At 57.8% G+C, this 20,557-nt stretch carries 21 protein-coding genes and 1 riboswitch; of the genes, 10 read left to right on the top strand and 11 right to left on the bottom strand.

Going from position 1 to position 20,557, the window contains the following annotated elements:
* The first annotated feature begins 623 nt into the window (after positions 1-623).
* Positions 624-740 (top strand): DUF2627 domain-containing protein, encoded by a 117-nt coding sequence (locus ACJ8PE_RS03790; protein WP_002211058.1) that lies wholly within the window; start codon positions 624-626, stop codon positions 738-740.
* A gap of 41 nt (positions 741-781) precedes the next feature.
* Positions 782-991 carry a transcription antiterminator/RNA stability regulator CspE gene (gene cspE / locus ACJ8PE_RS03795; protein ID WP_002221949.1) on the top strand — a complete coding sequence of 70 codons (210 nt, stop codon included), beginning with the start codon at positions 782-784 and terminating at the stop codon, positions 989-991.
* 52 nt (positions 992-1,043) lie between these two features.
* Here the strand turns inward: cspE (ACJ8PE_RS03795) and pgeF are convergent, their stop codons facing one another.
* Positions 1,044-1,760 (bottom strand): peptidoglycan editing factor PgeF, encoded by a 717-nt coding sequence (gene pgeF, locus ACJ8PE_RS03800; protein WP_033643387.1) that lies wholly within the window; start codon positions 1,758-1,760, stop codon positions 1,044-1,046.
* 161 nt (positions 1,761-1,921) lie between these two features.
* Here pgeF and rlmA point away from each other — a divergent pair, with 161 nt between their 5' ends.
* The gene (rlmA, locus tag ACJ8PE_RS03805) at positions 1,922-2,740 is read left to right on the top strand and encodes a 23S rRNA (guanine(745)-N(1))-methyltransferase (RefSeq protein WP_197759738.1); all 819 of its coding nucleotides are present in this window, start codon (positions 1,922-1,924) and stop codon (positions 2,738-2,740) included.
* Positions 2,741-2,802: 62 nt separating this feature from the next.
* Here the strand turns inward: rlmA and mntP are convergent, their stop codons facing one another.
* From mntP to manX, 5 genes are all read right to left on the bottom strand, one after another.
* On the bottom strand, positions 2,803-3,372 hold the full coding sequence (gene mntP / locus ACJ8PE_RS03810) for a manganese efflux pump MntP (protein ID WP_025159822.1): 570 nt from the start codon (positions 3,370-3,372) through the stop codon (positions 2,803-2,805).
* An 11-nt stretch (positions 3,373-3,383) separates the two neighbouring features.
* A riboswitch (yybP-ykoY riboswitch) is annotated at positions 3,384-3,566 on the bottom strand.
* Positions 3,567-3,784: 218 nt separating this feature from the next.
* Positions 3,785-4,243: a DUF986 family protein gene (locus tag ACJ8PE_RS03815; protein WP_197793543.1), complete on the bottom strand. Its 459-nt coding sequence runs from the start codon at positions 4,241-4,243 to the stop codon at positions 3,785-3,787.
* 54 nt (positions 4,244-4,297) lie between these two features.
* Positions 4,298-5,140 carry a PTS mannose transporter subunit IID gene (locus tag ACJ8PE_RS03820; protein WP_033634889.1) on the bottom strand — a complete coding sequence of 281 codons (843 nt, stop codon included), beginning with the start codon at positions 5,138-5,140 and terminating at the stop codon, positions 4,298-4,300.
* A gap of 15 nt (positions 5,141-5,155) precedes the next feature.
* The gene (locus ACJ8PE_RS03825; RefSeq protein WP_033634888.1) at positions 5,156-5,956 is read right to left on the bottom strand and encodes a PTS mannose/fructose/sorbose transporter subunit IIC; all 801 of its coding nucleotides are present in this window, start codon (positions 5,954-5,956) and stop codon (positions 5,156-5,158) included.
* Between the two features lie 56 nt (positions 5,957-6,012).
* The gene (manX, locus tag ACJ8PE_RS03830) at positions 6,013-6,972 is read right to left on the bottom strand and encodes a PTS mannose transporter subunit IIAB (protein ID WP_089194865.1); all 960 of its coding nucleotides are present in this window, start codon (positions 6,970-6,972) and stop codon (positions 6,013-6,015) included.
* A gap of 562 nt (positions 6,973-7,534) precedes the next feature.
* Between manX and ACJ8PE_RS03835 the strand changes: the two genes are divergently transcribed.
* Positions 7,535-9,079 (top strand): TerC family protein, encoded by a 1,545-nt coding sequence (locus ACJ8PE_RS03835; protein ID WP_099817952.1) that lies wholly within the window; start codon positions 7,535-7,537, stop codon positions 9,077-9,079.
* Positions 9,080-9,095: 16 nt separating this feature from the next.
* On the opposite strand, the gene ACJ8PE_RS03840 is transcribed toward ACJ8PE_RS03835, so the two are convergent.
* The 4 genes from ACJ8PE_RS03840 to pabB all read right to left on the bottom strand — a co-directional run bounded on the left by ACJ8PE_RS03840 (position 9,096) and on the right by pabB (position 14,709).
* Positions 9,096-10,682, bottom strand: coding sequence for an EAL domain-containing protein (locus ACJ8PE_RS03840; protein ID WP_147838041.1), 1,587 nt, complete (start codon positions 10,680-10,682; stop codon positions 9,096-9,098).
* Positions 10,683-10,949: 267 nt separating this feature from the next.
* Positions 10,950-12,314, bottom strand: coding sequence for an L-serine ammonia-lyase (gene sdaA / locus ACJ8PE_RS03845; RefSeq protein ID WP_025159820.1), 1,365 nt, complete (start codon positions 12,312-12,314; stop codon positions 10,950-10,952).
* Positions 12,315-12,760: 446 nt separating this feature from the next.
* Entirely contained in the window at positions 12,761-13,339 is a 579-nt protein-coding gene (locus ACJ8PE_RS03850) for a CoA pyrophosphatase (protein ID WP_033644292.1), read from the bottom strand.
* A complete protein-coding gene (gene pabB / locus ACJ8PE_RS03855) occupies positions 13,336-14,709 on the bottom strand; it encodes an aminodeoxychorismate synthase component 1 (protein WP_197793537.1) in 1,374 nt (457 codons plus the stop codon). The genes ACJ8PE_RS03850 and pabB overlap by 4 nt, the downstream gene beginning before the upstream one ends.
* A 525-nt stretch (positions 14,710-15,234) precedes the next feature.
* Here pabB and ACJ8PE_RS03860 point away from each other — a divergent pair.
* Positions 15,235-16,236, top strand: coding sequence for a glycosyltransferase (locus ACJ8PE_RS03860; protein ID WP_197793536.1), 1,002 nt, complete (start codon positions 15,235-15,237; stop codon positions 16,234-16,236).
* A gap of 70 nt (positions 16,237-16,306) precedes the next feature.
* A complete protein-coding gene (locus ACJ8PE_RS03865) occupies positions 16,307-16,546 on the top strand; it encodes a YoaH family protein (RefSeq protein WP_033643378.1) in 240 nt (79 codons plus the stop codon).
* A 34-nt stretch (positions 16,547-16,580) separates the two neighbouring features.
* On the opposite strand, the gene purT is transcribed toward ACJ8PE_RS03865, so the two are convergent.
* On the bottom strand, positions 16,581-17,759 hold the full coding sequence (gene purT, locus ACJ8PE_RS03870; protein WP_117187797.1) for a formate-dependent phosphoribosylglycinamide formyltransferase: 1,179 nt from the start codon (positions 17,757-17,759) through the stop codon (positions 16,581-16,583).
* A 246-nt stretch (positions 17,760-18,005) separates the two neighbouring features.
* On the opposite strand from purT, the gene cspE (ACJ8PE_RS03875) reads away from it, so the two are divergent.
* From cspE (ACJ8PE_RS03875) to yqfB, 4 genes are all read left to right on the top strand, one after another.
* The gene (gene cspE, locus ACJ8PE_RS03875; protein ID WP_004927572.1) at positions 18,006-18,215 is read left to right on the top strand and encodes a transcription antiterminator/RNA stability regulator CspE; all 210 of its coding nucleotides are present in this window, start codon (positions 18,006-18,008) and stop codon (positions 18,213-18,215) included.
* Between the two features lie 147 nt (positions 18,216-18,362).
* Positions 18,363-19,745 carry an ATP-dependent RNA helicase DbpA gene (dbpA, locus tag ACJ8PE_RS03880; protein WP_197793534.1) on the top strand — a complete coding sequence of 461 codons (1,383 nt, stop codon included), beginning with the start codon at positions 18,363-18,365 and terminating at the stop codon, positions 19,743-19,745.
* 88 nt (positions 19,746-19,833) lie between these two features.
* Entirely contained in the window at positions 19,834-20,157 is a 324-nt protein-coding gene (locus ACJ8PE_RS03885; RefSeq protein ID WP_099785903.1) for a YebG family protein, read from the top strand.
* Positions 20,158-20,196: 39 nt separating this feature from the next.
* Positions 20,197-20,505: a N(4)-acetylcytidine aminohydrolase gene (gene yqfB / locus ACJ8PE_RS03890; protein WP_004927562.1), complete on the top strand. Its 309-nt coding sequence runs from the start codon at positions 20,197-20,199 to the stop codon at positions 20,503-20,505.
* Positions 20,506-20,557 lie beyond the last annotated feature (52 nt).

Here is a 20,557-nt window from a genome sequence, read left to right on the forward strand (position 1 = left end):
CAAATAACCCCCTTGTTTTCAGGATTTAATTCAACGTTGAACTTTCGTTATTGATAAGACTATTCCGGCTGTTGAGGTTAATGATATTCGGATTATTTATGATGAACCCACCGGCAAGCGGGAGAGGTGCCGGCGCTTTGCATGTTTATGCATCCGTTGTGCAGGGCGGATGTGTTACCGCTGGCCCGTGCGCCGTGCTCGCCCGCGCCGTTTGTCGGCAGGGCTGAAAGCCGATGATGAATGGGCTTTCCGGCGGTAAATGGTCGGAGGAGCGATGAATAAATTGGCCCCCGTTCATCGATATTCAAATGTTGCATATCAAATTCCATAAAGATTCAAATTTTTTAACGCTATAAGCGGCAAAAAAGCGGAAATGATGAGGCAGATAGGCGTCAATACGATGAAAGTTTTGTTAAAACGCCAGCAGAATGCGGGGTCTGGCGCAGTGATTTTTGCAAGCAGAAAATAGCCGATGCTTCAACATCTTTTGGCCTATTTAAGCAAATGTGGCTCTCGACCGTTTCAAATATGTGCGACATGTCGTTCAGTGATTAAAAATGGCTTGCCATCGCATACAGAGTATGTGATAACGCATCTGGGTAAAACGAGGTACAGTTCTGTATATGTGTGGCATTTTCAGTAAAGAAGTTCTGAGTAAAGACGTTAGCGTTGAATACCGCTTCTCTGCCGATCCTTATCTTAGTGCCTCAAGCAGTAACGACTCTAGTTTGTCTATGTAACGCCTACGGGCGGTTTAAACAATCCAAAGGAAATACTCAAGATGGCAAAGATCAAAGGTCAAGTTAAGTGGTTCAACGAGTCTAAAGGTTTCGGTTTCATCACCCCGGCTGACGGCAGCAAAGACGTGTTCGTACACTTCTCTGCAATCCAGGGTAACGGCTTCAAAACCCTGGCTGAAGGCCAGAACGTTGAGTTCGAAATCCAAGATGGCCAGAAAGGCCCATCTGCAGTAAACGTTACTGCTATCTAATCAGCGTCAGCTGTACAAAAAGCCCGCCTTCGCGCGGGCTTTTTCGTTTCCGTCATTCGGCGACGATGACGATGCCGGCGTACTGGTTGCGGCCTTTAATGCCCGGATGCGTCGGATCCTGCGCGCGCCGATGGCTGTTGCGGCGATAGCTGGTGTATTTGAAGCGCTGCGGCCGCTGCGGATCGACGTCCGGCGTGCAGATAGTGCAACTGCCTGAGCGGTCAACGGCAGCGAAGCCGAGCGCCGTCAGTTTGTATTCGGCGATCGCGGCCAGATCCAGATGTCGATAGTGCGGGCTGATCAGCGTAGCGGGCAGCGGCAGACGCTGTTTAAAGTTTTCCACCAGCGCTTCGTCAACTTCGTAACAGCACGGGCCGGCGGCGGGGCCGATGGAGGCCACCCAATCGGCGGTGTCGCCGTCCTGGCGAATGCGGGCCGCCATCTGTTCCAGAATACCGTCCAGCAACCCGCGCCAGCCGGCGTGCACCGCCGCGATGGCGCCGCCGTCACGACGGCTGAACAGCACCGGCAGGCAATCCGCCGTCAGCACGCTGAGCAGAATGCCGGGCTGGCGCGTGTAGAAGCCATCGGCCTCACCGCACGTCTGCGCCGGTTGCAGCACATCGACGATGCGGGTGCCGTGCACCTGCTTCTTTTCCGGCAATGTGGCGCTGTAGGGCAGCAGATGCCCCGGCAGCAGCGCAAGTTTGCTGCCGAAGCCGTGCTGAATGTGGGGCACCGCATCGAGCAGCGCGGAACGATCGCTCATAAATTATTTTCACCTGCGTGAGAAAACAGACTCTCAGTGTAGCCAGCTTTTTCCCCGCTTGGCCAGGTGTTGTTGGCGATGAAAGCGAGCGGGGATGCGCCTTGCATCAAACCGGCGCCTTCTTTAGACTAGCCGCGCCCTGTCTCTCTGGAAGCCCATTCATGTCTTATCAATGTCCCCTGTGTCATCAGCCGCTGCATTTTTCGTCTCAACAATGGCGTTGCGACAGCAATCATCAGTTCGATCAGGCCAAAGAGGGCTACGTCAATCTGCTGCCGGTACAGCACAAGCGATCGAAGCAGCCGGGAGACAGCGCAGAAATGATGCAGGCGCGGCGCGCGTTTCTCGACGGTGGGTATTATCAGCCGCTGCAAGCGCAGGTGGCCGAGTGGCTGGATGTGGCGCTGGCGGCCGATGCTGGCGCGTTATTGGACATAGGCTGTGGGGAAGGGTATTACACCGCCGCCGTGGCCTCACGGCTGGCCCAGGGGCGCAATATGGCGGTCTATGGGCTGGACGTCGCCAAGGTGGCGATCCGCTATGCCGCCAAACGTTATCCGGCGGTCTCGTTCTGCGTCGCCTCCAGCCACCGCTTGCCGTTCGCCGACGGGGCCTTGGATGCGGTCTTGCGCATCTACGCCCCTTGCAAGGCGCAGGAGCTGGCGCGGGTAGTGAAGCCGGGCGGCGTGGTAGTGACGGTTTCGCCGGGCCCGCGTCATCTGTACCAGCTGAAAGAGCGGGTGTACCAGCAGGTGCAGCTGCATGCCGAACAGGACGAACAGTTCGATGGGTTCGACTGCGAGCGCAAAGAGGCGCTGGCCTATACGATGACCTTGCCGGGCGCGCAGGCCGCCAACCTGCTGCAGATGACGCCGTTCGCCTGGCGCGCCACGGCGGAGGTGCAACAGCGGTTGGCCGAGGGCGGGGAGTTTGTGTGCGAGACGGATTTCGTCCTGGCGCTGTACCGACGTCGCGCTTAAAAGGCGCGGCGTCCAGAAACAAAAAAACCTGCCGCGGCAGGTTTTTTTGCAGTTCGGTCGCCTCAGGCCAGGTAGCCGAGGTGTTCCAGCAGGATGTTGACGCCGATACCTATCAGCACCACGCCGCCGAGGATCTCGGCGCGTTTGCCGAGCAGCGGGCCGATAAAGCGGCCGATCATCATGCCCAGCGTCGCCATGATCATGGTGGCGCAGCCGATGGCCATCGCGGTGTGCACGATATTCACCTGCAGGAAGGCCAGGCCGACGCCGATCGCCATGGCGTCGAGGCTGGTGGCGATGGCAGTGGCGACCAATAACCAGAAACCATGGCGTTTGACCTTCTCTTCTTCGTCGGGCCTGTTGCGCACCCCTTCGACGATCATACGCATGCCGAGAATGAACAGCAGCGAGAAGGCGACCCAGTGGTCCCATTCCATGATGTATTGGCTGGCGAACAGGCCGATGGCCCAACCGATGAGCGGGGTGATCGCTTCCACCACGCCGAAGATCAGGCCGGTGCGGATCGCTTCGCGAAAACGGGGTTGATGCAGGCTGGCGCCTTTACCGATCGAAGCGGCGAAAGCATCCATGGACATGCCGAAAGCGAGAATAAGCGTTGCTGAAAGGTTCATGTGAAATAGCCTCGGCCGGGTGGCTCCATATACACGTAACCCACCCCCAACCAAACGACGGAGTTACGTGTCTATGGTCTCGCCAACCTTACCTGGCTGCCCGCACCACGTTTCATACGGCGAAACGAGTATGTTGATACGGGCGTTTCTGGTTTTTATTCTCCAGAAACCGGCTACTCCCCAATGACGGCGCAACCATACCATATTATTTCAGCCATCGACAACCTTATTCTTTGGCAATATTGGCTCTTAATTGAGACTCGTTTTCATTAATCTGAGTTCATGGGGGAATATAATGTAGCCGGGGGTAACAATGTTGCGGAAATAATAGTCAGAAAAGAAATGGCGCTGCCGATTAATTGTCCATAAGCAGCGCGGGGTTTGAGCGATAACGGAATGGATTTATTTTTATTTATTGATTATCAACGAAAAAGCGATAAATCTTCTCCAGGTCGTCCAGGTGAGTTACCTGAACCAACAGCCGGCGCTGTTCCAGGTCGATGGCCAGAATGCCATCCTCCGATAAATTCATGGCTTTAATGCGGTTATATTCGACAAACACATTGGCGAAGAAAAAACCGTGCGCTTTAAACACCATTTTGGGCGAGCGAATATAAGCGATATAGATGGCGAGCAGCGCCAAAGAAATAAGCAGGTAAGTGGTTAATGCCGCGCCGTTGGTGGTGACGTTACGGTAAATCAGAATGGCGATCAGGCCGACGAAAATCAGGCTGTCGAGCCGGTTGCGGCGTTTGAGCGGCACTTTGAGCCGCGTTTTGCCTTTCAGCAGATCCATGCCGAATTCGTCATACAGCGAATACAGCAACAGCAGGGCGATGAACAGCATCAGTACGGCGTCGGTCAGTGACATCTCTTGCTCCACACATAAAAAAGCCGGGGGTTGCCCCCCGGCCGTTTCGAACGATTACAGGCCCAGCAGGCCAATCCAATAGCCAAAGATACCGATGACGAAGAAGCCGATGATGATCCACAGCGCGTTGACTTTCTTGCGCAGCAGCCACATGCAGGCGAAGGTCAGCAGCAGCGGCACCAGGCCCGGCATCAGCTGGTCGAGGATAGTCTGCACCGTGGTGACGTTGGTATGCCCGGTCTGGTCGGTTATCTTGGACACCACCAGCGGGATATTCACGTGCGTCCACTTGTTGACCAGCGCCCCCATCACAAACAGGCCGAGAATGGACGCTCCTTCCGTCAGTTTTTGCAGGAAACCGCCGCCCATGTCATTGACGATATCCACCCCTTTACGGTAACCGTAGGCCACGCCGTAGTAGCGGGTCAGCAGGCGCACCAGGTTGAACAGCACGAAGAACAGGATCGGTCCGAGCAGGCTGCCGCTCATGGCGATGCCGGCGCCGAGCGCGGCGAACACCGGCCGCACGGTGCCCCAGAAAATCGGGTCACCGACGCCTGCCAACGGCCCCATCAAACCGACCTTGATGCCGTTGATCGCGCCGTCGTCGATCGGCGCGCCGTTGGCGCGTTGCTCTTCCATCGCCATGGTCACGCCGAGCACCGGCGCCGCCACGTAAGGGTGCGTGTTGAAGAACTCGAGATGGCGTTTGATCGCCTGTTTGCGATCGTCATTGTTTTCCGGATACAGGCGACGGATCACCGGCACCATCGAGAAGCAAAAACCCAGCGCCTGCATGCGTTCGAAGTTCCATGACCCCTGGAACAGGTTAGAGCGCAGGAATACGCCGCGAATGTCGGCCGGCGTGAGTTTCTTTTGAGCAGTTGTATCAACCATTTCTCTCACCTATTCCTAGTCGAGTTCGTTATCGAGATCGTTCGCGTTAGCCGGGCCGGCCTGGACAACCTGAGATTTGTTGTATTTCGGGCTGAGCTGGATATACAGCACGGCCATCACCACGCCGATGACGCCGAGCGCCACCAGGTTGAAGTTGGTGAAGGCGGCGGTAACGAAACCGAGATAGAAGAACGGCATCAGGTAGCCGGCGCGCATCATGTTAATCACCATTGCGTAACCGACCACGACGATCATGCCGCCGGCGATGTTCAGGCCGCTGGTGACCACTTCCGGGATCGAGTTGAGCAGGGCGTGTACCCCGGCGGTGCCGACCGAGATGGCGACGATGACCGCAGGGATGGCGATACGCATCGCCTGCAGCAGCAGGGCGCCGATATGGATCCAGGTGATGGCGCGCAGGCTGCCGCGCTCCGCCGCGCTGTCCGCCGCGTGCTGGAAGGCCACGGTGAGGGTGCGCACGATGATGGTCAGCACCTGGCCGGCCGCCGCCAGCGGAATGGCCAGCGCGATACCGGCGCCGACGCTCTGCCCACCGGCGATGACCAGAATGGTCGAGATGATGGACGCCAGGGCGGCATCCGGCGCGACCGCCGCACCGATGTTCATCCAGCCGAGGGCGATCATTTCCAGCGTACCGCCGATGATGATGCCGGTCTTCATGTCGCCGAGGATGAAGCCGATCAGGGTACAGGCGACCAGCGGGCGGTGGAACTGGAACTCGTCGAGGACGGAACCCATCCCGGCGATACAGGCAACGATAAATATCAGCACAATCTGAAGAGTGGTGATCTCCATTGCACTTCTCCTATGACCAAAAAAGCTCTGAGTAAAATAATCAGCGGCTGGCGCCACTAATTGAGTTTGTTAATCAGGTCCATCATTTTTAGCCGGCTGTCGGACGAGACCTTACGCACCTCCAGCTCGATACCGCGGTCGTTCAGCTTCTTAAACGCTTCGATATCTTTTTCATCGACGGAAACGGCGTTGTTCACCTGGGTTTTCCCCTGACGGAACGCCATGCCGCCGATATTGACGGATTTAATCTCCACGCCGCCTTCCACCAGACGCCAAACGTCGGTCGGGTTGGTGAATAACAGCATCACGCGATCGTTGGCGTATTTCGGGTTGTTCCAGACGCGGATGGCCTTCGCCACGTCCACCACGTGAGCGGTGACGCCCGGCGGGGCAACCTGGGTCAACAAGGTCTTGCGCACATGGTCGGCGGCGACCTCATCGCTGACGACGATGATGCGGCTGACGTTGGTCTCTTTGGTCCAGCGGGTGGCGACCTGGCCGTGGATTAAGCGGTCGTCGATACGCGCCAGGCCGATTTTCATGTGATCGTTCGGCCCCAACGGCGCCTGAGGAGCAGCGGCTTTCGGGGCGGGTGCTGCGGGTTTTGCGGGTTCTTCCTGCGGTTTTTTCAGCGCTTTCACGCCTTCACGGCCGGTTTCCAACGCCAGCGCCACCAGTTCATCGAAAGCGGGGTTATCGTCCCGCGCCATGAAGGTTTCCACCAGCATCGGAATGTTGACACCGGTGACGACCTCATAGTTGTCTTTATCGACCGCAATGCGGCTGGCGGCGTTGAACGGGCTGCCGCCCCAGGTATCCACCAGGAACAGCACGCCGCCGCTGGTATCCAATCCACTGATTTTTTCGTTGTACTTGACGATTAACGTTTCGGCATTCTCACCGGGAACGAAGTCTATAAAGGCGACGTTGTCCTGCTCGCCCAATAGCATCTCCGCCGTTTTCAGCAGTTGTTCCGCTGCAGCCCCGTGTGTGCCGATGATAATAGCTATTGCCACTCGCTACCTCCTCGTTGAACTCCAGACGCGGTTTGTGTCGTTTCTCCGCGCCGTCTTGGCAGTCACTTCCGCGGTTCAGATACATTATGGTAGAAAAAAAGAAACGCACGCCTAACATTTCTCACGCAGTTTCAAATGCCTGTGCGTGATACTTCACGAACGCGTCATTTATTTTAGTGAGTGAAAAAATATTTTTTGTGACGCTGCTCCGCTATTGAATGCTCGGATAAATCTTAACGGTCGTGGGCGAGATGACAGGGCGCAACCTTAAACCGCCGTTGAAAAAGCCGCTTTGTCCGCCAGAAAAATCCTGATACAGTAATTTCCTCTCTCATCACTAAGGAGTGAAGGGCCTCAGCCCTCCCTATGGACTGTCACCGAAGTTACTGTTTTTCCAGGTTTCACCCGCCACCTGCTGGCGTTACATATGCTGTTCGGCCGCTCGGCCACCACCCGGTAATCCCATCCCGTCACCTTGCTATTGTCGACTGCGCCCATGCAGCGGCGGCATCGTCACGTCTGAGCCTCCTGCGCTCATTCCCACTTTTCTCTGGAGTCTGATATGGAATTTTTAATGGACCCCTCTATTTGGGCGGGGTTGCTTACGCTGGTGGTGCTGGAAATCGTGCTGGGCATCGACAACCTGGTGTTCATTGCCATTTTGGCCGACAAGCTGCCGCCGAAGCAGCGTGATAAAGCGCGCATCATCGGCCTGTCGCTGGCACTGCTGATGCGTTTGGGCCTGTTGTCAGTGATCTCCTGGATGGTGACGCTGACCACGCCGCTGTTCAGCGTCGGCGATTTCAGCTTCTCGGGCCGCGATCTTATCCTGCTGTTCGGCGGGGTGTTCCTGTTGTTCAAAGCCACCATGGAGCTGCATGAACGGCTGGAAGGGCAGACGCACCAGGACGGCGCCAACCGCGGTTACGCCAAGTTCTGGGCGGTGGTGGTGCAGATCGTCATCCTCGACGCGGTGTTCTCGCTCGATGCGGTGATTACCGCCGTGGGCATGGTGAACGATCTGCCGGTGATGATGGCGGCGGTGGTGATCGCGATGGCGGTGATGCTGTTGGCGTCCAAACCGTTGACTAACTTCGTTAACGCGCATCCGACCATTGTGGTGCTGTGCCTGAGCTTCCTGTTGATGATCGGCCTGAGCCTGATCGCCGAAGGCTTCGGCTTGCATATTCCTAAAGGTTATCTGTACGCCGCGATCGGCTTCTCGATCCTGATTGAATTGTTCAACCAGATCGCGCGTCGCAACTTCATCAAGCATCAGGCGCGTCGCCCGATGCGCGAGCGCACCGCGGAAGCGATCATGCGCCTGATGGGGCAGCAGCGCGCGCAGCAGACGGACGATGCGGTCGCCTTGCCGCGGGATGAAACCTTTGCGGAGGAAGAACGTTATATGATCAGCGGCGTGCTGACGCTGGCCTCGCGCTCATTGCGCAGCGTGATGACGCCGCGCACCGAGATTTCCTGGGTCGATTGCGAGCGCTCTCGTGAAGAGGTGCGCGAACAGCTGCTGGACACGCCGCACAGTCTGTTCCCGGTGTGCCGCGATTCGGTGGATGAGATTGTCGGCGTGGTGCGCGCCAAGGATCTGCTGGTGGCACTGGAGCTGGGTGAAGATATCGCCGAGTTCGCCGCCCGCACGCCGCCGATCGTGGTGCCGGAAACCATGGACGTCATCAAGCTGTTGGCGGTGCTGCGTCGCGCCAAAGGGCGTCTGGTGGTGGTCACCAACGAGTTCGGCGTCGTGCAGGGGCTGGTGACGCCGCTGGACGTGCTGGAAGCGATTGCCGGTGAATTCCCGGACGAAGATGAAACCCCGGACATTGTGGCGGAAGGCGACGGCTGGCTGGTGAAGGGCGGGACCGACCTGCACTCGCTGGAACAGGCGCTGGCCTGCGATGATCTGGTGAGCCCCACCGCGGACTACGCCACCCTGGCGGGGCTGCTGTTGGCCCACTACGGCCAGATGCCGGTGGTGGGGGATACTATCGAGCTGAACCACCTGCGTTTCGATATTGTGGACGTCTCCGAATACCGCATCGAACTGGTGCGTGTCACCCGCGTCGTCTTTGACGAGCCGTCGCAGTCGTAACCCGTTCGCCGGAGGCTCAGGCCTCCGGCGGATCCTCTTGCGCATGCCTGACGCGCGATTCGTACTGTTGCAACCATAGCGGGAAAACGTGGATCGGCATCGGTTTGGCGAAATAATACCCCTGCAGGGCATTGACCTCGCGTGAGCGCAGGTAGTCAGCCTGTTCCGCCGTTTCTACCCCTTCAGCCACCAACTTCAGCTTCAGCCGCTGCGCCAGCGTAATGATGGTGTCGGTCACCGTGGCGTTAACCGCGTCGGTGCCGATGGCCGCGGTAAACCCGCGGTCAATCTTCAACACGTCCGGGCTGAGGTTTTTCAGGTAGCTCAGCGAACTGTGGCCGGTGCCGAAATCGTCGATGGCCAGCATGATACCCATGTCTTTCAGCGTCCGGATTTGGTCGTGCTGGATGGCCGACAGCGCGGTGCGCTCGGTCAGCTCCAGCATCAGTGACGGCATTGGGTGCGCCGGCAGCCAAATCTGGCGGATATCGTCGATGATGTTGAGCGTTTTAAAATGCTCGGCGGCGACGTTGATGCTGATATAGAACGACGGCCGCGGCGGGAATAGCTGCAGATTTTCCGTCACGGTGTTCATCAGATAGCGGGTCAGCGGAATGATCAGCTCATGCTGCTCGGCCAGCGGGATAAACACGTCTGGCGATATCCATCCCTGCCGTTTCTTTTTCCAACGCAGCAGCATCTCGACGCCGGCGCAGCGGCCGGTATCGCTGTGAATGATCGGTTGGCAGTAAACGCGGAACTCCCGGTGGGTAATGGCATGACCGATGTGATAAGACAGGCTCATACGGTTAGCGGTGAGCAGGTAGACCACATAGGCCGCCAGCAGGCTGATCAACAGCGCCAGAGGAATATGGCGCGGCAGTGCGGAAAACGCCAGCATGCCGACCTGCGGGCCAAACAGCGAAATCGAGAACGGGTACCGCTCGGAACCGGCGGTGTAACGCAGATCGTTGGTCAGGGTGTCGCGGCGCAGGATTTCACGGCGTCCGTATTCCAGGCTGCTGTCAGCTACGTTCAGCACCATTCGCTGAACATAAGGCTCCTGCGGTTCGAGTAAAAAGTTCGATAACAGCTCGATATTGAAGACGTGCAGCACGCCGCTGGTTCTATCGCTGGGGGAGGGTGTCCACATCACCAACGTGGGCAGTCCTTTGCTCACCGCCAACGAAGGGCGCAGCGCCAGCTTGACGTTGCTGTTGACGAAAATCGGCAGCACGGCGGCCAACTGATAATGACGGGCGCCAAACAGGCTTGAGCAGTAGATGACGCCATTTTTTACCAGCAGCATGGCGCGCAGCGCCTGATTTTGCGCGGCGCGAAAGCGCAGGGTCGATGAGACGTTCTCGCAGGGTTGTTCCAGCATGTCCATACTGCGTTCCGCCTGCAGCTGCGCGGGGGACAGCAGCTGGTCAATCTTGCCGACGGTGCGGGTGGCCAACGTTTGCTGGCTCTGCTCGATGCTTTTGACCTCTTGATAGTAACGGGTATACAGCGATACCAACAGAATAGCCGCACCCACCGCTCCGGCCAGCAGCCAACGGTAGTAACGATATTGGGACGCGGCGAGGTGGGTCATCAACATCCGGTAAATCCTTGTTCGGTAATCCAGCTCCGAGTCACGGTCAGGCCATAGATCCTTAAGTTGCGCTCGGCTAATTCTAGCCTGAGGTTATACAAGATTGATGGTAACTCAGTAAATTATTTCGATTTGGCAAAACAGAAGGTCAATTTGCAGGCTAACCGCCGGATCGATGAGAAAAATGCAGGATTTTTTCTGGTGACATTGTCACAAAAACGCTCAATGAATTGATTACCCATAAAAAACCCCGCCGGGTGGCGGGGTTGTCGGTCAGTCGCATTGCACCTTGATAGCCAGGCCGCCGCGTGATGTTTCTCGATACTTGGCGTTCATGTCTTTGCCGGTTTCATACATGGTCTCGATCACCTTATCCAGCGAAACGCGCGGTTCGCTGGTGCGGCGCAGAGCCATGCGGGCGGCGTTGATCGCCTTGACCGAGGCGATGGCGTTGCGCTCAATGCACGGCACCTGCACCTGGCCGGCGACCGGATCGCAGGTCAGACCCAGGTTGTGTTCCATGCCGATTTCCGCCGCCACGCATACCTGTTCAGGGCTGCCGCCCAGCAGTTCGGCCAGGCCGGCCGCCGCCATGGAGCAGGCAACGCCGACTTCACCCTGACAGCCGACTTCGGCGCCGGAAATGGAGGCGTTCATCTTGTACAGCGCGCCGATGGCGCCCGCCGCCATAAAGTAGCGGATATAGATGTCCGGGCTGACGGACTCGATGAAGTGATCGTAGTAAGCCAGCACGGCAGGCACGATGCCGCAGGCGCCGTTGGTCGGCGCGGTGACGACGCGGCCGCCGGCGGCGTTTTCTTCGTTAACCGCCAGCGCGAACATGTTGACCCAGTCGATCACGTTCATCGGATCGTTGGACAGTTTGTCCGACGCCACCAGCATGCGGCGCAGCGCGGAGGCACGGCGCGGCACGCGCAGCGGGCCCGGCAGCACGCCTTCGGTGTTCAGACCGCGATCGATGCAGGCGCGCATGGTTTGCCAGACGTTACCGAAGTAGGTGTCGATCTCTTGCTTGCTGTGTAGCGCCAGTTCGTTCTGCATCACCATGCCGGACAGCGACAGACCGGTCTCGCGACAGTGGTCGAGCATTTCGCGCGCGGAATTGAACGGATAAGGCATTTGCAGTTCTTGCTCGGCGGCCTTGCCGAAGTTCTCTTCATCGACGATGAAGCCGCCGCCGATAGAGTAATAGGTCTTGCTGTACACTTCTTTATCGCCGGCGAAGGCGTGGACCTGCATGCCGTTTTCGTGCAGCGGCAGGTTGTCGCTGCGGAAGACCATGCCGCCGTCGCGCGGGAAATCGACTTCATGCAGGCCGTTGGCCAGCATCAGGCGTTGACGTTGTTCTACATCGCGAATAAAACCCGGAATGCTATCGATATCGACGGTGTCCGGCATGTTGCCGGCCAGGCCAAGAATGATAGCGATATCGGTATGGTGACCTTTGCCGGTCAATGAGAGTGAGCCGTAAACGTCTACGGCAACACGCGTGATAGAAGGCATCAGGCCTTTATTTACCAGATCGTCGACAAACTGTTTGCCGGCTTTCATCGGTCCAACCGTATGAGAGCTGGACGGGCCGATGCCGATCTTAAACATGTCGAAAACGCTAATCACGCTAAAACTCCTTAAAGAGACGTATTGTTATGGCTGCGGCGGTTAAAAACCGCGCAGGGAACAGCGATATTGTAAAAGGGCCGTGCGGGTTCGGCTGCCTTTTTCGCATGAAATTAAATAATCCGTGGTGTCGCTTTTTTTACTGATTACCCGGGGCGAACCCTTGTGCGGGGCATCCGCTTTCGCCCAAGCTCCATTAACGGTAATCGCGCCAGCTTTCCTTGCTGAACGCCGCCGGCTTAATCCCTGTTTCTACAGTGGTTTATCTCGGACGGTGGTATTTTACAGGTATTTCGTAAGGTTTAAGAGAGGGTTTACAGTTTTTTTAAAACCATTCAACCGGAACGGTAGTTGAAAAAGCGATCAAATGAAGTGATTTCGATCGCTTTACCCGCAGCGGAGGCCGGCAACCGTGCCAGATTGCGAGTCAGATCACGCAATGCCGGCTAAATACTGACTTGCTGCGCCAGGCGGCGAATGATGGCGGCGGTCAGCCCCCAGATAAACTGGCTGTGGTACCAGGAAAGGTAAATCCGGTGCGTATGGCCGGCGCGATGAATGTCCAGCGGGTAGTAACGCGACAGGGTCAGTGCCTCCCGCAAAGGCATTTCAAACACGTCAGCCACTTCGCCTTCGTTGGCGCGGAACTGCACGTCCGGCGAGACCAGGCCGACGATAGGCGTGACCTGAAATCCGGTGCTGCTGTCGAGCGGCGCCATTTGGCCGAGTATGGTAACCGCCTGCGGCGGTATCGCCACTTCTTCCTGCGCTTCTCGCAGCGCCGTCACGATCGCCGACCCGTCTTCAGCGTCGGTTTTACCGCCGGGGAAGGCCACCTGGCCGGCATGTTTGCGCAGCGAGTCGGCGCGGCGGGTCAACAGCAGCGTCGGCTCGGCGCGACAGACGATCGGGATCAGCACCGCGGCCGGGCGCACATTGTGCGAGATCTGCGCCGCCTGCGGCAGCTGCAGTTGGAAACGGCTGATAAAGGCGTGCAGTGAGGCCGGTGCATTTGGTGGGATCACGATTGGGCGCACTCCCCGAGCTGCGGCAGAATGCGGCCAACCTTGTCGAAGGTCTCCTGATATTCCGCCTGTTCCTGGCTGTCCGCCACGATGCCGCCGCCGGCGGAGCAATGGATGCGGCCGTTTTCGGTGACGAGCGTGCGAATAGTGATGTTGGTGTCCATGGTGCCGCAGGCGCTCAGGTAACCGATGCTGCCGCAATAGGCGTTGCGACGCTGCGGCTCCAGTTCTTCGATGATTTCCATCGCCCGCACCTTGGGCGCGCCTGTGATCGAGCCGCCGGGAAAGCAGGCGCGCAGCAGTTCGGTGGCCGAGGCCTGTTCCGGCAGGGTGGCGGTGATGGTGCTCACCAGGTGGTGCACCGCCGGGAACGGCTCCACGACGAACAGTTCCGGCACGCGCACGCTGCCGGGCTGGGCGACGCGGCCGATATCGTTGCGCAGCAGATCGACAATCATCAGATTTTCAGCGCGGTCCTTGGGTGAACCGGCCAAACGACGAGCCTGTGCGGCGTCTTGTTCCGCGTCCGCCAGCCGCGGCAGCGTGCCCTTGATCGGGCGGGTTTGGATGCGCTGCTGCTCCAGCCACAGGAAGCGCTCGGGAGAAACGCTCAACACGCTGTTGTGCGGTAGACGCAAGAACGCGGAGAACGGCGCGCGGTTGCTGGCGCTCAATTGGCAAAACGCCTGCCATTCATCTCCCTGATAGTCTGCGGAGAATCGCTGCGCCAGATTGATTTGGTAACAGTCGCCGCTGCGCAGGTAGTGCTGAATGCGTTGGAACTTCTCGCCGTACTGCTGCCGGCTCATATTGGCGCGCCAATCGCTCAGCAGCGTGAAAGGGCGTGCCGCAGGCGCGGTTTGGCTATTGAGCCAGCGCCAGCGCTGTTCCACGTCGCCATAGCTGAGCAGCGTCAGCGTTTGCAGCCGGTGGTCGGCGATCAGCGCCCAGTCATAAATGCCCACCGCCATGTCCGGTAAGGCGAGGTCGGCTTCGGCCAACTGCGGCAAGCTTTCCACCCGCCGCCCAAGATCGTAGCCGAACAGCCCCAGTGCGCCGCCCTGAAACGGCAGATCCGGATTAAAGGCCGGTTGCCAACCTTGCGCCACCATCTGCTGTTGCAACAACTCAAACGGATCTTGTTGCGACCGTATTGTTACGTCGTCACTTATGATTTCCGTGGTGGCGCCATGAGTCGTGAGAGTAATGCGCGGCTGCGCGACCAGAATATCGAAGCGGTTGTGCGAATGGTCAGCAAAGCCCGAGTGCAGCAGCATCGCCCAAGGCTGCGATGAAAGCGGGGCAAAAAGCGTCATCAGGGCGCTGCGATGGTAGGGCAAAGACTTTATGTTTGGGGCGGTTACGCTCATGAACGTCAATAAACCTGGCTGTGAAGACGGCAATATCTGGCGGCTAGTGTGCCATAGACGGCCATGGCATGCATGTTTTGCCATGCGAGACATGCAGCACACCTCACATAAACGGCAGTTCAATAAACCTGAAATAAGGCATTTTTTGCGCCATTGTTTATACTTCGATATGTTAAAAATTTAACGTCAAAATAACTGGAAGCATTTTTCACCGAGGGCGCAAGACCCGAGAAATATAAAGACAACTCGTTAATTTCACACTTTTATTGTTGCTCGCTGTTATTAAGCGGGCGATGCGAAACGGTTTTGCCTGTGTTTTTTAAGGTGGCCGTCTTGTGAAAGTTATTCCTTGTTGTGGAACGCTTTTCTTGTAGAAAGCATGAAAAGACAAACAAGATGAATCTTATTTAGCTCGCGGCGGAAATGTGAATGTTTGCGTCATATTTCGCTCGGGCGCTGAAGCGATTTCTATTTTTCAAAAAAATAAAATTATCATTTTGTTACATTATTATTGAAGAGCTGCCTATGTCGTTAATGCTGAGCGTCATCGTCCCGATGCACAATGCGGGAGAACTGTTAGAGCCTTTCCTGGCTTCGTTGCTGGCCCAACGCGAACAACGCCTGGAGGTGATCATCGTCAACGATGGTTCTACCGACGGTTCGAGAGAGGTCGCCCACCGCTATGCGGCGGCGCATCCGCATATTCGGGTTATCGATCAGGCGAACGCCGGCGTTTCCAATGCGCGTAATGCCGGGCTCGCCGTTGCCCGAGGAAAATACGTGGCGTTTCCCGACGCTGACGATCTGTTGGCGCCGGAAATGTATTCCACGCTGCTCGAGCAGGCCGAACGGCACCAATTAGACGTGATGCAATGCAATGGCGAACGCTATTTTGCCAGCCAGGACGAATTGCAGCCGATTTTTCCTCAGGAGCGTTTACGCACCACGGATGTTATCACTGGCGTTCAATGGTTCGAACGCGCGTTGAAATCGCGAAAGTTTATTCACGTTGTGTGGTTGGCGATATATCGTCTCGATTTTATCCGCCAGCATCGGCTCTATTTTGAACCGGGCTTACATCATCAGGATATTCCCTGGACGACGGAGGTCATGTTTAATGCCAAGCGGGTCAAATATTTAAGCACGCCGCTGTACCGCCAACGGGTGCACGACAAGTCGATCAGCAATCGCCGCCGCACCGGCAAGGCTAACGTGGATTATCAGCGCCACTATATGAAAATCGTCGAAATGCTGGAGCGGCTCAACCTGCGTTATGCGAGCACCATCGCCATTCGGCCGGCGTTCCATTGGCAGATCACCCGTGAAGCGCTGGGGATTTGCCACAGCATTCGCCGTGAGCCGGATCCGGCCGCTCAGAATCAGATTACCGAAGAGTTTTACCAACGTGGCATCGACAGAGCGATGCTCGCCAATGCGCGCGGCCTGAAGCAGGGGTGGCATGTCATGCTGTGGCGGCACCGTTTAAAGCAGTGGCGCAACGATAACGGCTGTTCACAGCCGGCCTGAGGCACAAGACGTTGGGATCCGCCGCGTTAGCGCGTATACTCCTTCTCCCTTTTGCCGGAGAGAACGACACATGCATGCAGGTATGCCATTACTGAGCCACGCGGAGCAGCAGGAAGCGGCGGATCGCATCCATCAGCTGATGGAACAGGGCATGAGCAGCGGTGAAGCCATTGCTCGCGTTGCGCAGGAAATTCGTGAGAAGCATCAGGGCGCTCATGTCGCGGTGCTGTTCGATGACGAAGACGAACAGCAGGATGCCGCGCCGGAGGCGTCGCGGGATGACGATGCTGAAGAAGACGAAGACTATTGATGTTATCGGGGCCGCGCAAGCGGCCCCGTCAGTTTTAGCGGTTGACCGCCACGGCGGCGGCGGCCTGTTTCGCCAGCTCCACCGCGAGTTCCGTGGTGTCCGCCGTCGCCAGCGCTACACCCAGGCGGCGCTGGCCGGCGATTTCCGGCTTGCCGAATAGACGCAGCTGGTTGTGCCCGCGCAGCGCGTTTTCCAATCCGCTGAAGCGCACATCGGTGCTGGTGAGCTGTGGCAGGATTACCGCCGAAGCGGAAGGGCCGAACTGGCGGATAGCGCCGATCGGCAAACCGAGAAACGCGCGCACGTGCAGGGCGAACTCAGACAGATCCTGTGAAATCAACGTGACCATGCCGGTATCGTGCGGGCGTGGCGACACTTCGCTGAAGATCACGTCGTCGCCACAGACGAACAGCTCCACGCCGAACAGCCCGAAGCCCCCCAGGGCCTTCACCACTTTCTCGGCGATAGCCTGGGCCCGGCTCAGCGCCGTAGCCGACATGCGTTGCGGCTGCCAGGATTCGCGATAATCCCCATCCTCCTGACGGTGCCCGATCGGCTCACAGAAATGCACGCCATCCACGGCGCTGATGGTCAGCAGCGTAATTTCAAAATCAAATCTTACCAGCCCTTCGACGATCACCCGGCCACCGCCGGCACGGCCGCCCTGTTGGGCGTAATCCCAGGCGCTTTGCAGCTGTTCGGGCGTGCGGATCAGGCTCTGGCCTTTGCCGGAAGAGCTCATCACCGGTTTGACGATGCACGGGTAGCCGATATGCTCAACTGCCTGGCGGAAGGCAATTTCACTGTCGGCAAAGCGGTAGCTGGAGGTGGGAAGACCGAGCTCTTCCGCCGCCAGACGGCGGATGCCTTCACGGTTCATGGTCAGGCGTGTGGCTTCGGCGCAGGGCACTACGCGGTGGCCCTGGCGTTCAAGCTCGACCAGCATGGCGGTGGCGATCGCTTCGATTTCGGGAACGATATAGTCCGGCCGCTCGTGTTCGATGACGGCTTTCAACGCGTCACCGTCCAGCATATTGATGACGTGGCTGCGGTGCGCCACATGCATGGCCGGCGCATCGGCGTAGCGATCGACGGCGATCACCTCCAGACCGAGGCGCTGGCATTCAATGGCGACTTCTTTACCCAGCTCGCCGGAGCCGAGCAACATGACGCGGGTGGCGGAAGGGCGCAGGGCGGTTCCAATCGTTAACATAGTTTCGTACCTGGATCGGTGAAAGTAAGCGGATTGATGATCGGCGGGCAGTATATACGAAAACGATTGCGCGCGCAGCCGCCGCGCCGGTTTTGTTGCTAACTGGCTGTTTTTATAACAAACAGAAATATTTGCCCTGTATGAGCGATTGTGCGTTAATAACCGACGGCGAAAGAAGGCCTACTTATCGAAAGGTTTTCGCGTCTCGTGCCGTCAAGGCAGGTTTATCAAGTAAAGGAAACACAAATGAGCAAGATCACTGGTCACGTTAAATGGTTCAACGAAAGCAAAGGTTTCGGCTTTATTACCCCTGCCGACGGCTCTAAAGACGTTTTCGTTCATTTCTCCGCTATCGTCAGCGATGGTTTCAAGACCCTGGCTGAAGGCCAGCAGGTTGAGTTCTCCATCCAGGACAGCCAACGTGGCCCAGCCGCAGCCAACGTCGTTGCGATTTAACGACTGCGTTGCCAAGAAACCCGCCGCCGGCGGGTTTTTTTATGCCCGCACCCCGTAACGCAGCCCATCTCTGTTATCATTTACTGCTGATTCGGCGCTTACCTGCGGGCGCGCCGCCATTCCATTCGTCATATAAGAGTTATCGCCGTGAGCACAGTTTCTTTTTCTTCCCTGCCGCTGCCAGCCGAACAGTTGGCCAACCTCAACGAACTGGGGTACGCCGAAATGACGCCGGTACAGGCCGCCGCATTGCCCGCCATCCTGCAAGGGCGGGACGTGCGCGCCAAGGCGAAAACCGGCAGCGGTAAAACGGCGGCCTTCGGCATTGGTCTGCTGAACAGTATCGTCGTCGGTCAGGTCGCCACGCAGGCGCTGGTGCTTTGTCCCACCCGCGAGCTGGCCGATCAGGTGAGCAAAGAGCTGCGTCGCCTGGCGCGTTTTACGCAAAACATCAAGATCCTGACGCTGTGCGGCGGCCAGCCGATGGGGCCGCAGCTCGATTCGCTGGTGCATGCGCCGCACATCGTGGTGGGGACGCCGGGCCGTATCCAGGAACACTTGCGCAAGAAAACGCTGCAGCTGGACGAGCTGAAGGTGCTGGTGCTGGATGAGGCCGATCGCATGCTGGACATGGGGTTCGCCGACGACATCGACGATGTGATCAGCTATACGCCGCCGCAACGTCAGACGCTGCTGTTTTCCGCCACGTACCCGGCAGGCATCGAGCGCATCAGCGCGCGCGTTCAACGCCAGCCGCTGAGCGTCGAGGTGGACGATGGCGAAGCGCAGACCTCCATCGAACAACGCTTTTATGAGACCACGCGCGATCAGCGCCCAGCGCTGCTGGTGTCGGCCATTCGCTATCATCAACCCGCGTCCTGCGTGGTGTTCTGCAATACCAAGCGCGACTGTCAGACGGTGCTTGAGGCCCTGGAGGCCCGCGGCATCAGTGCGCTGGCGCTGCATGGCGATCTGGAACAGCGCGACCGCGACCAGGTGTTGGTGCGTTTCGCCAACCGCAGTTGCCGGGTATTGGTGGCGACCGACGTCGCCGCACGCGGGCTGGATATTAAAGAGCTGGAGCTGGTGGTCAACTACGAGCTGGCGTTCGATCCCGAAGTGCATGTGCACCGTATTGGCCGTACCGGCCGCGCCGGCATGAGCGGGTTGGCGATCAGCCTGTGCACGCCGCATGAAATGGCGCGTGCGCACGCGATTGAAGACTATCTGCAGATGAGCGTTGACTGGTCGCCGGTGTCCGAGCTGAGCGGGGCGGCCAACGGCTCGCTGGAGGCGGAAATGGTGACGCTGTGCATCGACGGCGGCCGCAAGGCGAAGATCCGTCCCGGCGATATTCTCGGGGCGCTGACCGGTGATGCCGGGCTGACGGCGGCGGAAGTGGGCAAGATCGATATGTTCCCGGTGCATGCCTATGTCGCGATCCGCAAAGCCAGCGCGCGCAAGGCGCTGCAACAGTTACAGCAGGGCAAAATCAAAGGCAAAAGCTGCAAGGTGCGGCTGCTGAAATAAGCCGAAGGCGGGCGGCGGTTTGCCTTCCCGCCACGATCTATTTATACTGTATATAATAACAGTAATTTGAGTATTTGAGGACGCACGCATGGCGGTTGAAGTTAAATATGTGGTGGTGAGAAACGGTGAGGAAAAAATGACTTTCGCGAGCAAGAAAGAAGCCGACGCCTACGACAAAATGCTGGATCTGGCGGACAACCTTGGGGAGTGGCTGCAGCACGCGCCGCTGAACCTGGATGACGAACAGCGCGAAGGGCTGAGCTTCTTCCTGGCGGAAAACAAGGATGCGCTGGGTCTGATTCTGCGCGGCGCATCGCCGGCGGAAACCCTCAAGAAACCAGCGGAAAGCAAAGCGAAAAAAGCGGCCTCTACCCCAAAAGAGGGATCTGCGTCAGAAAAGCAGGCGGCATAATGACTTATGTTGCGGTGTTGTAATGAAAAAGGATCTAAAATGAGCCGTGAAATAACTTTCTTCAGCCGCTTTGAGCAAGACATTCTGGCCGGGCGTAAAACCATCACCATTCGGGATGCCAGTGAATCGCATTTTGAACCGGGCGAGGTATTGCGCGTTAGCCGCAATGAGGACGGCGTATTTTTCTGCTTTATCGAAGTGCTGTCGGTAACGCCGGTGCGCCTGGATGCGCTGACCGAACGCCACGCACAGCAGGAGAACATGTCGCTCGGCGAACTGAAGCAGGTGATCAAGGAAATCTATCCGGGCCTGGATGCGCTGTTTGTCATTGAGTTCGTCAAACGGTAACCCTTTGCCGAAGCCCTGTTGTGAGCCAGGGATGGGCGCCCGGATAGCGCTA

The sequence above is a fragment of the Serratia sp. CY74737 genome (assembly GCF_052166775.1).
In the GTDB taxonomy this organism is placed as follows: Bacteria; Pseudomonadota; Gammaproteobacteria; order Enterobacterales; family Enterobacteriaceae; genus Serratia; species Serratia ureilytica.

Excerpts from the sequence above, each read along its gene's own strand:
- ACJ8PE_RS03790 (WP_002211058.1), top strand. The coding sequence starts at position 624 with ATGTGTGGCATTTTCAGTAAAGAAGTTCTGAGTAAAGACGTTAGCGTT.
- cspE (WP_002221949.1), top strand. The coding sequence starts at position 782 with ATGGCAAAGATCAAAGGTCAAGTTAAGTGGTTCAACGAGTCTAAAGGT.
- pgeF (WP_033643387.1), bottom strand. The coding sequence starts at position 1,760 with ATGAGCGATCGTTCCGCGCTGCTCGATGCGGTGCCCCACATTCAGCAC.
- rlmA (WP_197759738.1), top strand. The coding sequence starts at position 1,922 with ATGTCTTATCAATGTCCCCTGTGTCATCAGCCGCTGCATTTTTCGTCT.
- mntP (WP_025159822.1), bottom strand. The coding sequence starts at position 3,372 with ATGAACCTTTCAGCAACGCTTATTCTCGCTTTCGGCATGTCCATGGAT.
- ACJ8PE_RS03815 (WP_197793543.1), bottom strand. The coding sequence starts at position 4,243 with ATGTCACTGACCGACGCCGTACTGATGCTGTTCATCGCCCTGCTGTTG.
- ACJ8PE_RS03820 (WP_033634889.1), bottom strand. The coding sequence starts at position 5,140 with ATGGTTGATACAACTGCTCAAAAGAAACTCACGCCGGCCGACATTCGC.
- ACJ8PE_RS03825 (WP_033634888.1), bottom strand. The coding sequence starts at position 5,956 with ATGGAGATCACCACTCTTCAGATTGTGCTGATATTTATCGTTGCCTGT.
- ACJ8PE_RS03835 (WP_099817952.1), top strand. The coding sequence starts at position 7,535 with ATGGAATTTTTAATGGACCCCTCTATTTGGGCGGGGTTGCTTACGCTG.
- ACJ8PE_RS03840 (WP_147838041.1), bottom strand. The coding sequence starts at position 10,682 with ATGTTGATGACCCACCTCGCCGCGTCCCAATATCGTTACTACCGTTGG.
- pabB (WP_197793537.1), bottom strand. The coding sequence starts at position 14,709 with ATGAGCGTAACCGCCCCAAACATAAAGTCTTTGCCCTACCATCGCAGC.
- ACJ8PE_RS03860 (WP_197793536.1), top strand. The coding sequence starts at position 15,235 with ATGTCGTTAATGCTGAGCGTCATCGTCCCGATGCACAATGCGGGAGAA.
- ACJ8PE_RS03865 (WP_033643378.1), top strand. The coding sequence starts at position 16,307 with ATGCATGCAGGTATGCCATTACTGAGCCACGCGGAGCAGCAGGAAGCG.
- purT (WP_117187797.1), bottom strand. The coding sequence starts at position 17,759 with ATGTTAACGATTGGAACCGCCCTGCGCCCTTCCGCCACCCGCGTCATG.
- cspE (WP_004927572.1), top strand. The coding sequence starts at position 18,006 with ATGAGCAAGATCACTGGTCACGTTAAATGGTTCAACGAAAGCAAAGGT.
- ACJ8PE_RS03885 (WP_099785903.1), top strand. The coding sequence starts at position 19,834 with ATGGCGGTTGAAGTTAAATATGTGGTGGTGAGAAACGGTGAGGAAAAA.
- yqfB (WP_004927562.1), top strand. The coding sequence starts at position 20,197 with ATGAGCCGTGAAATAACTTTCTTCAGCCGCTTTGAGCAAGACATTCTG.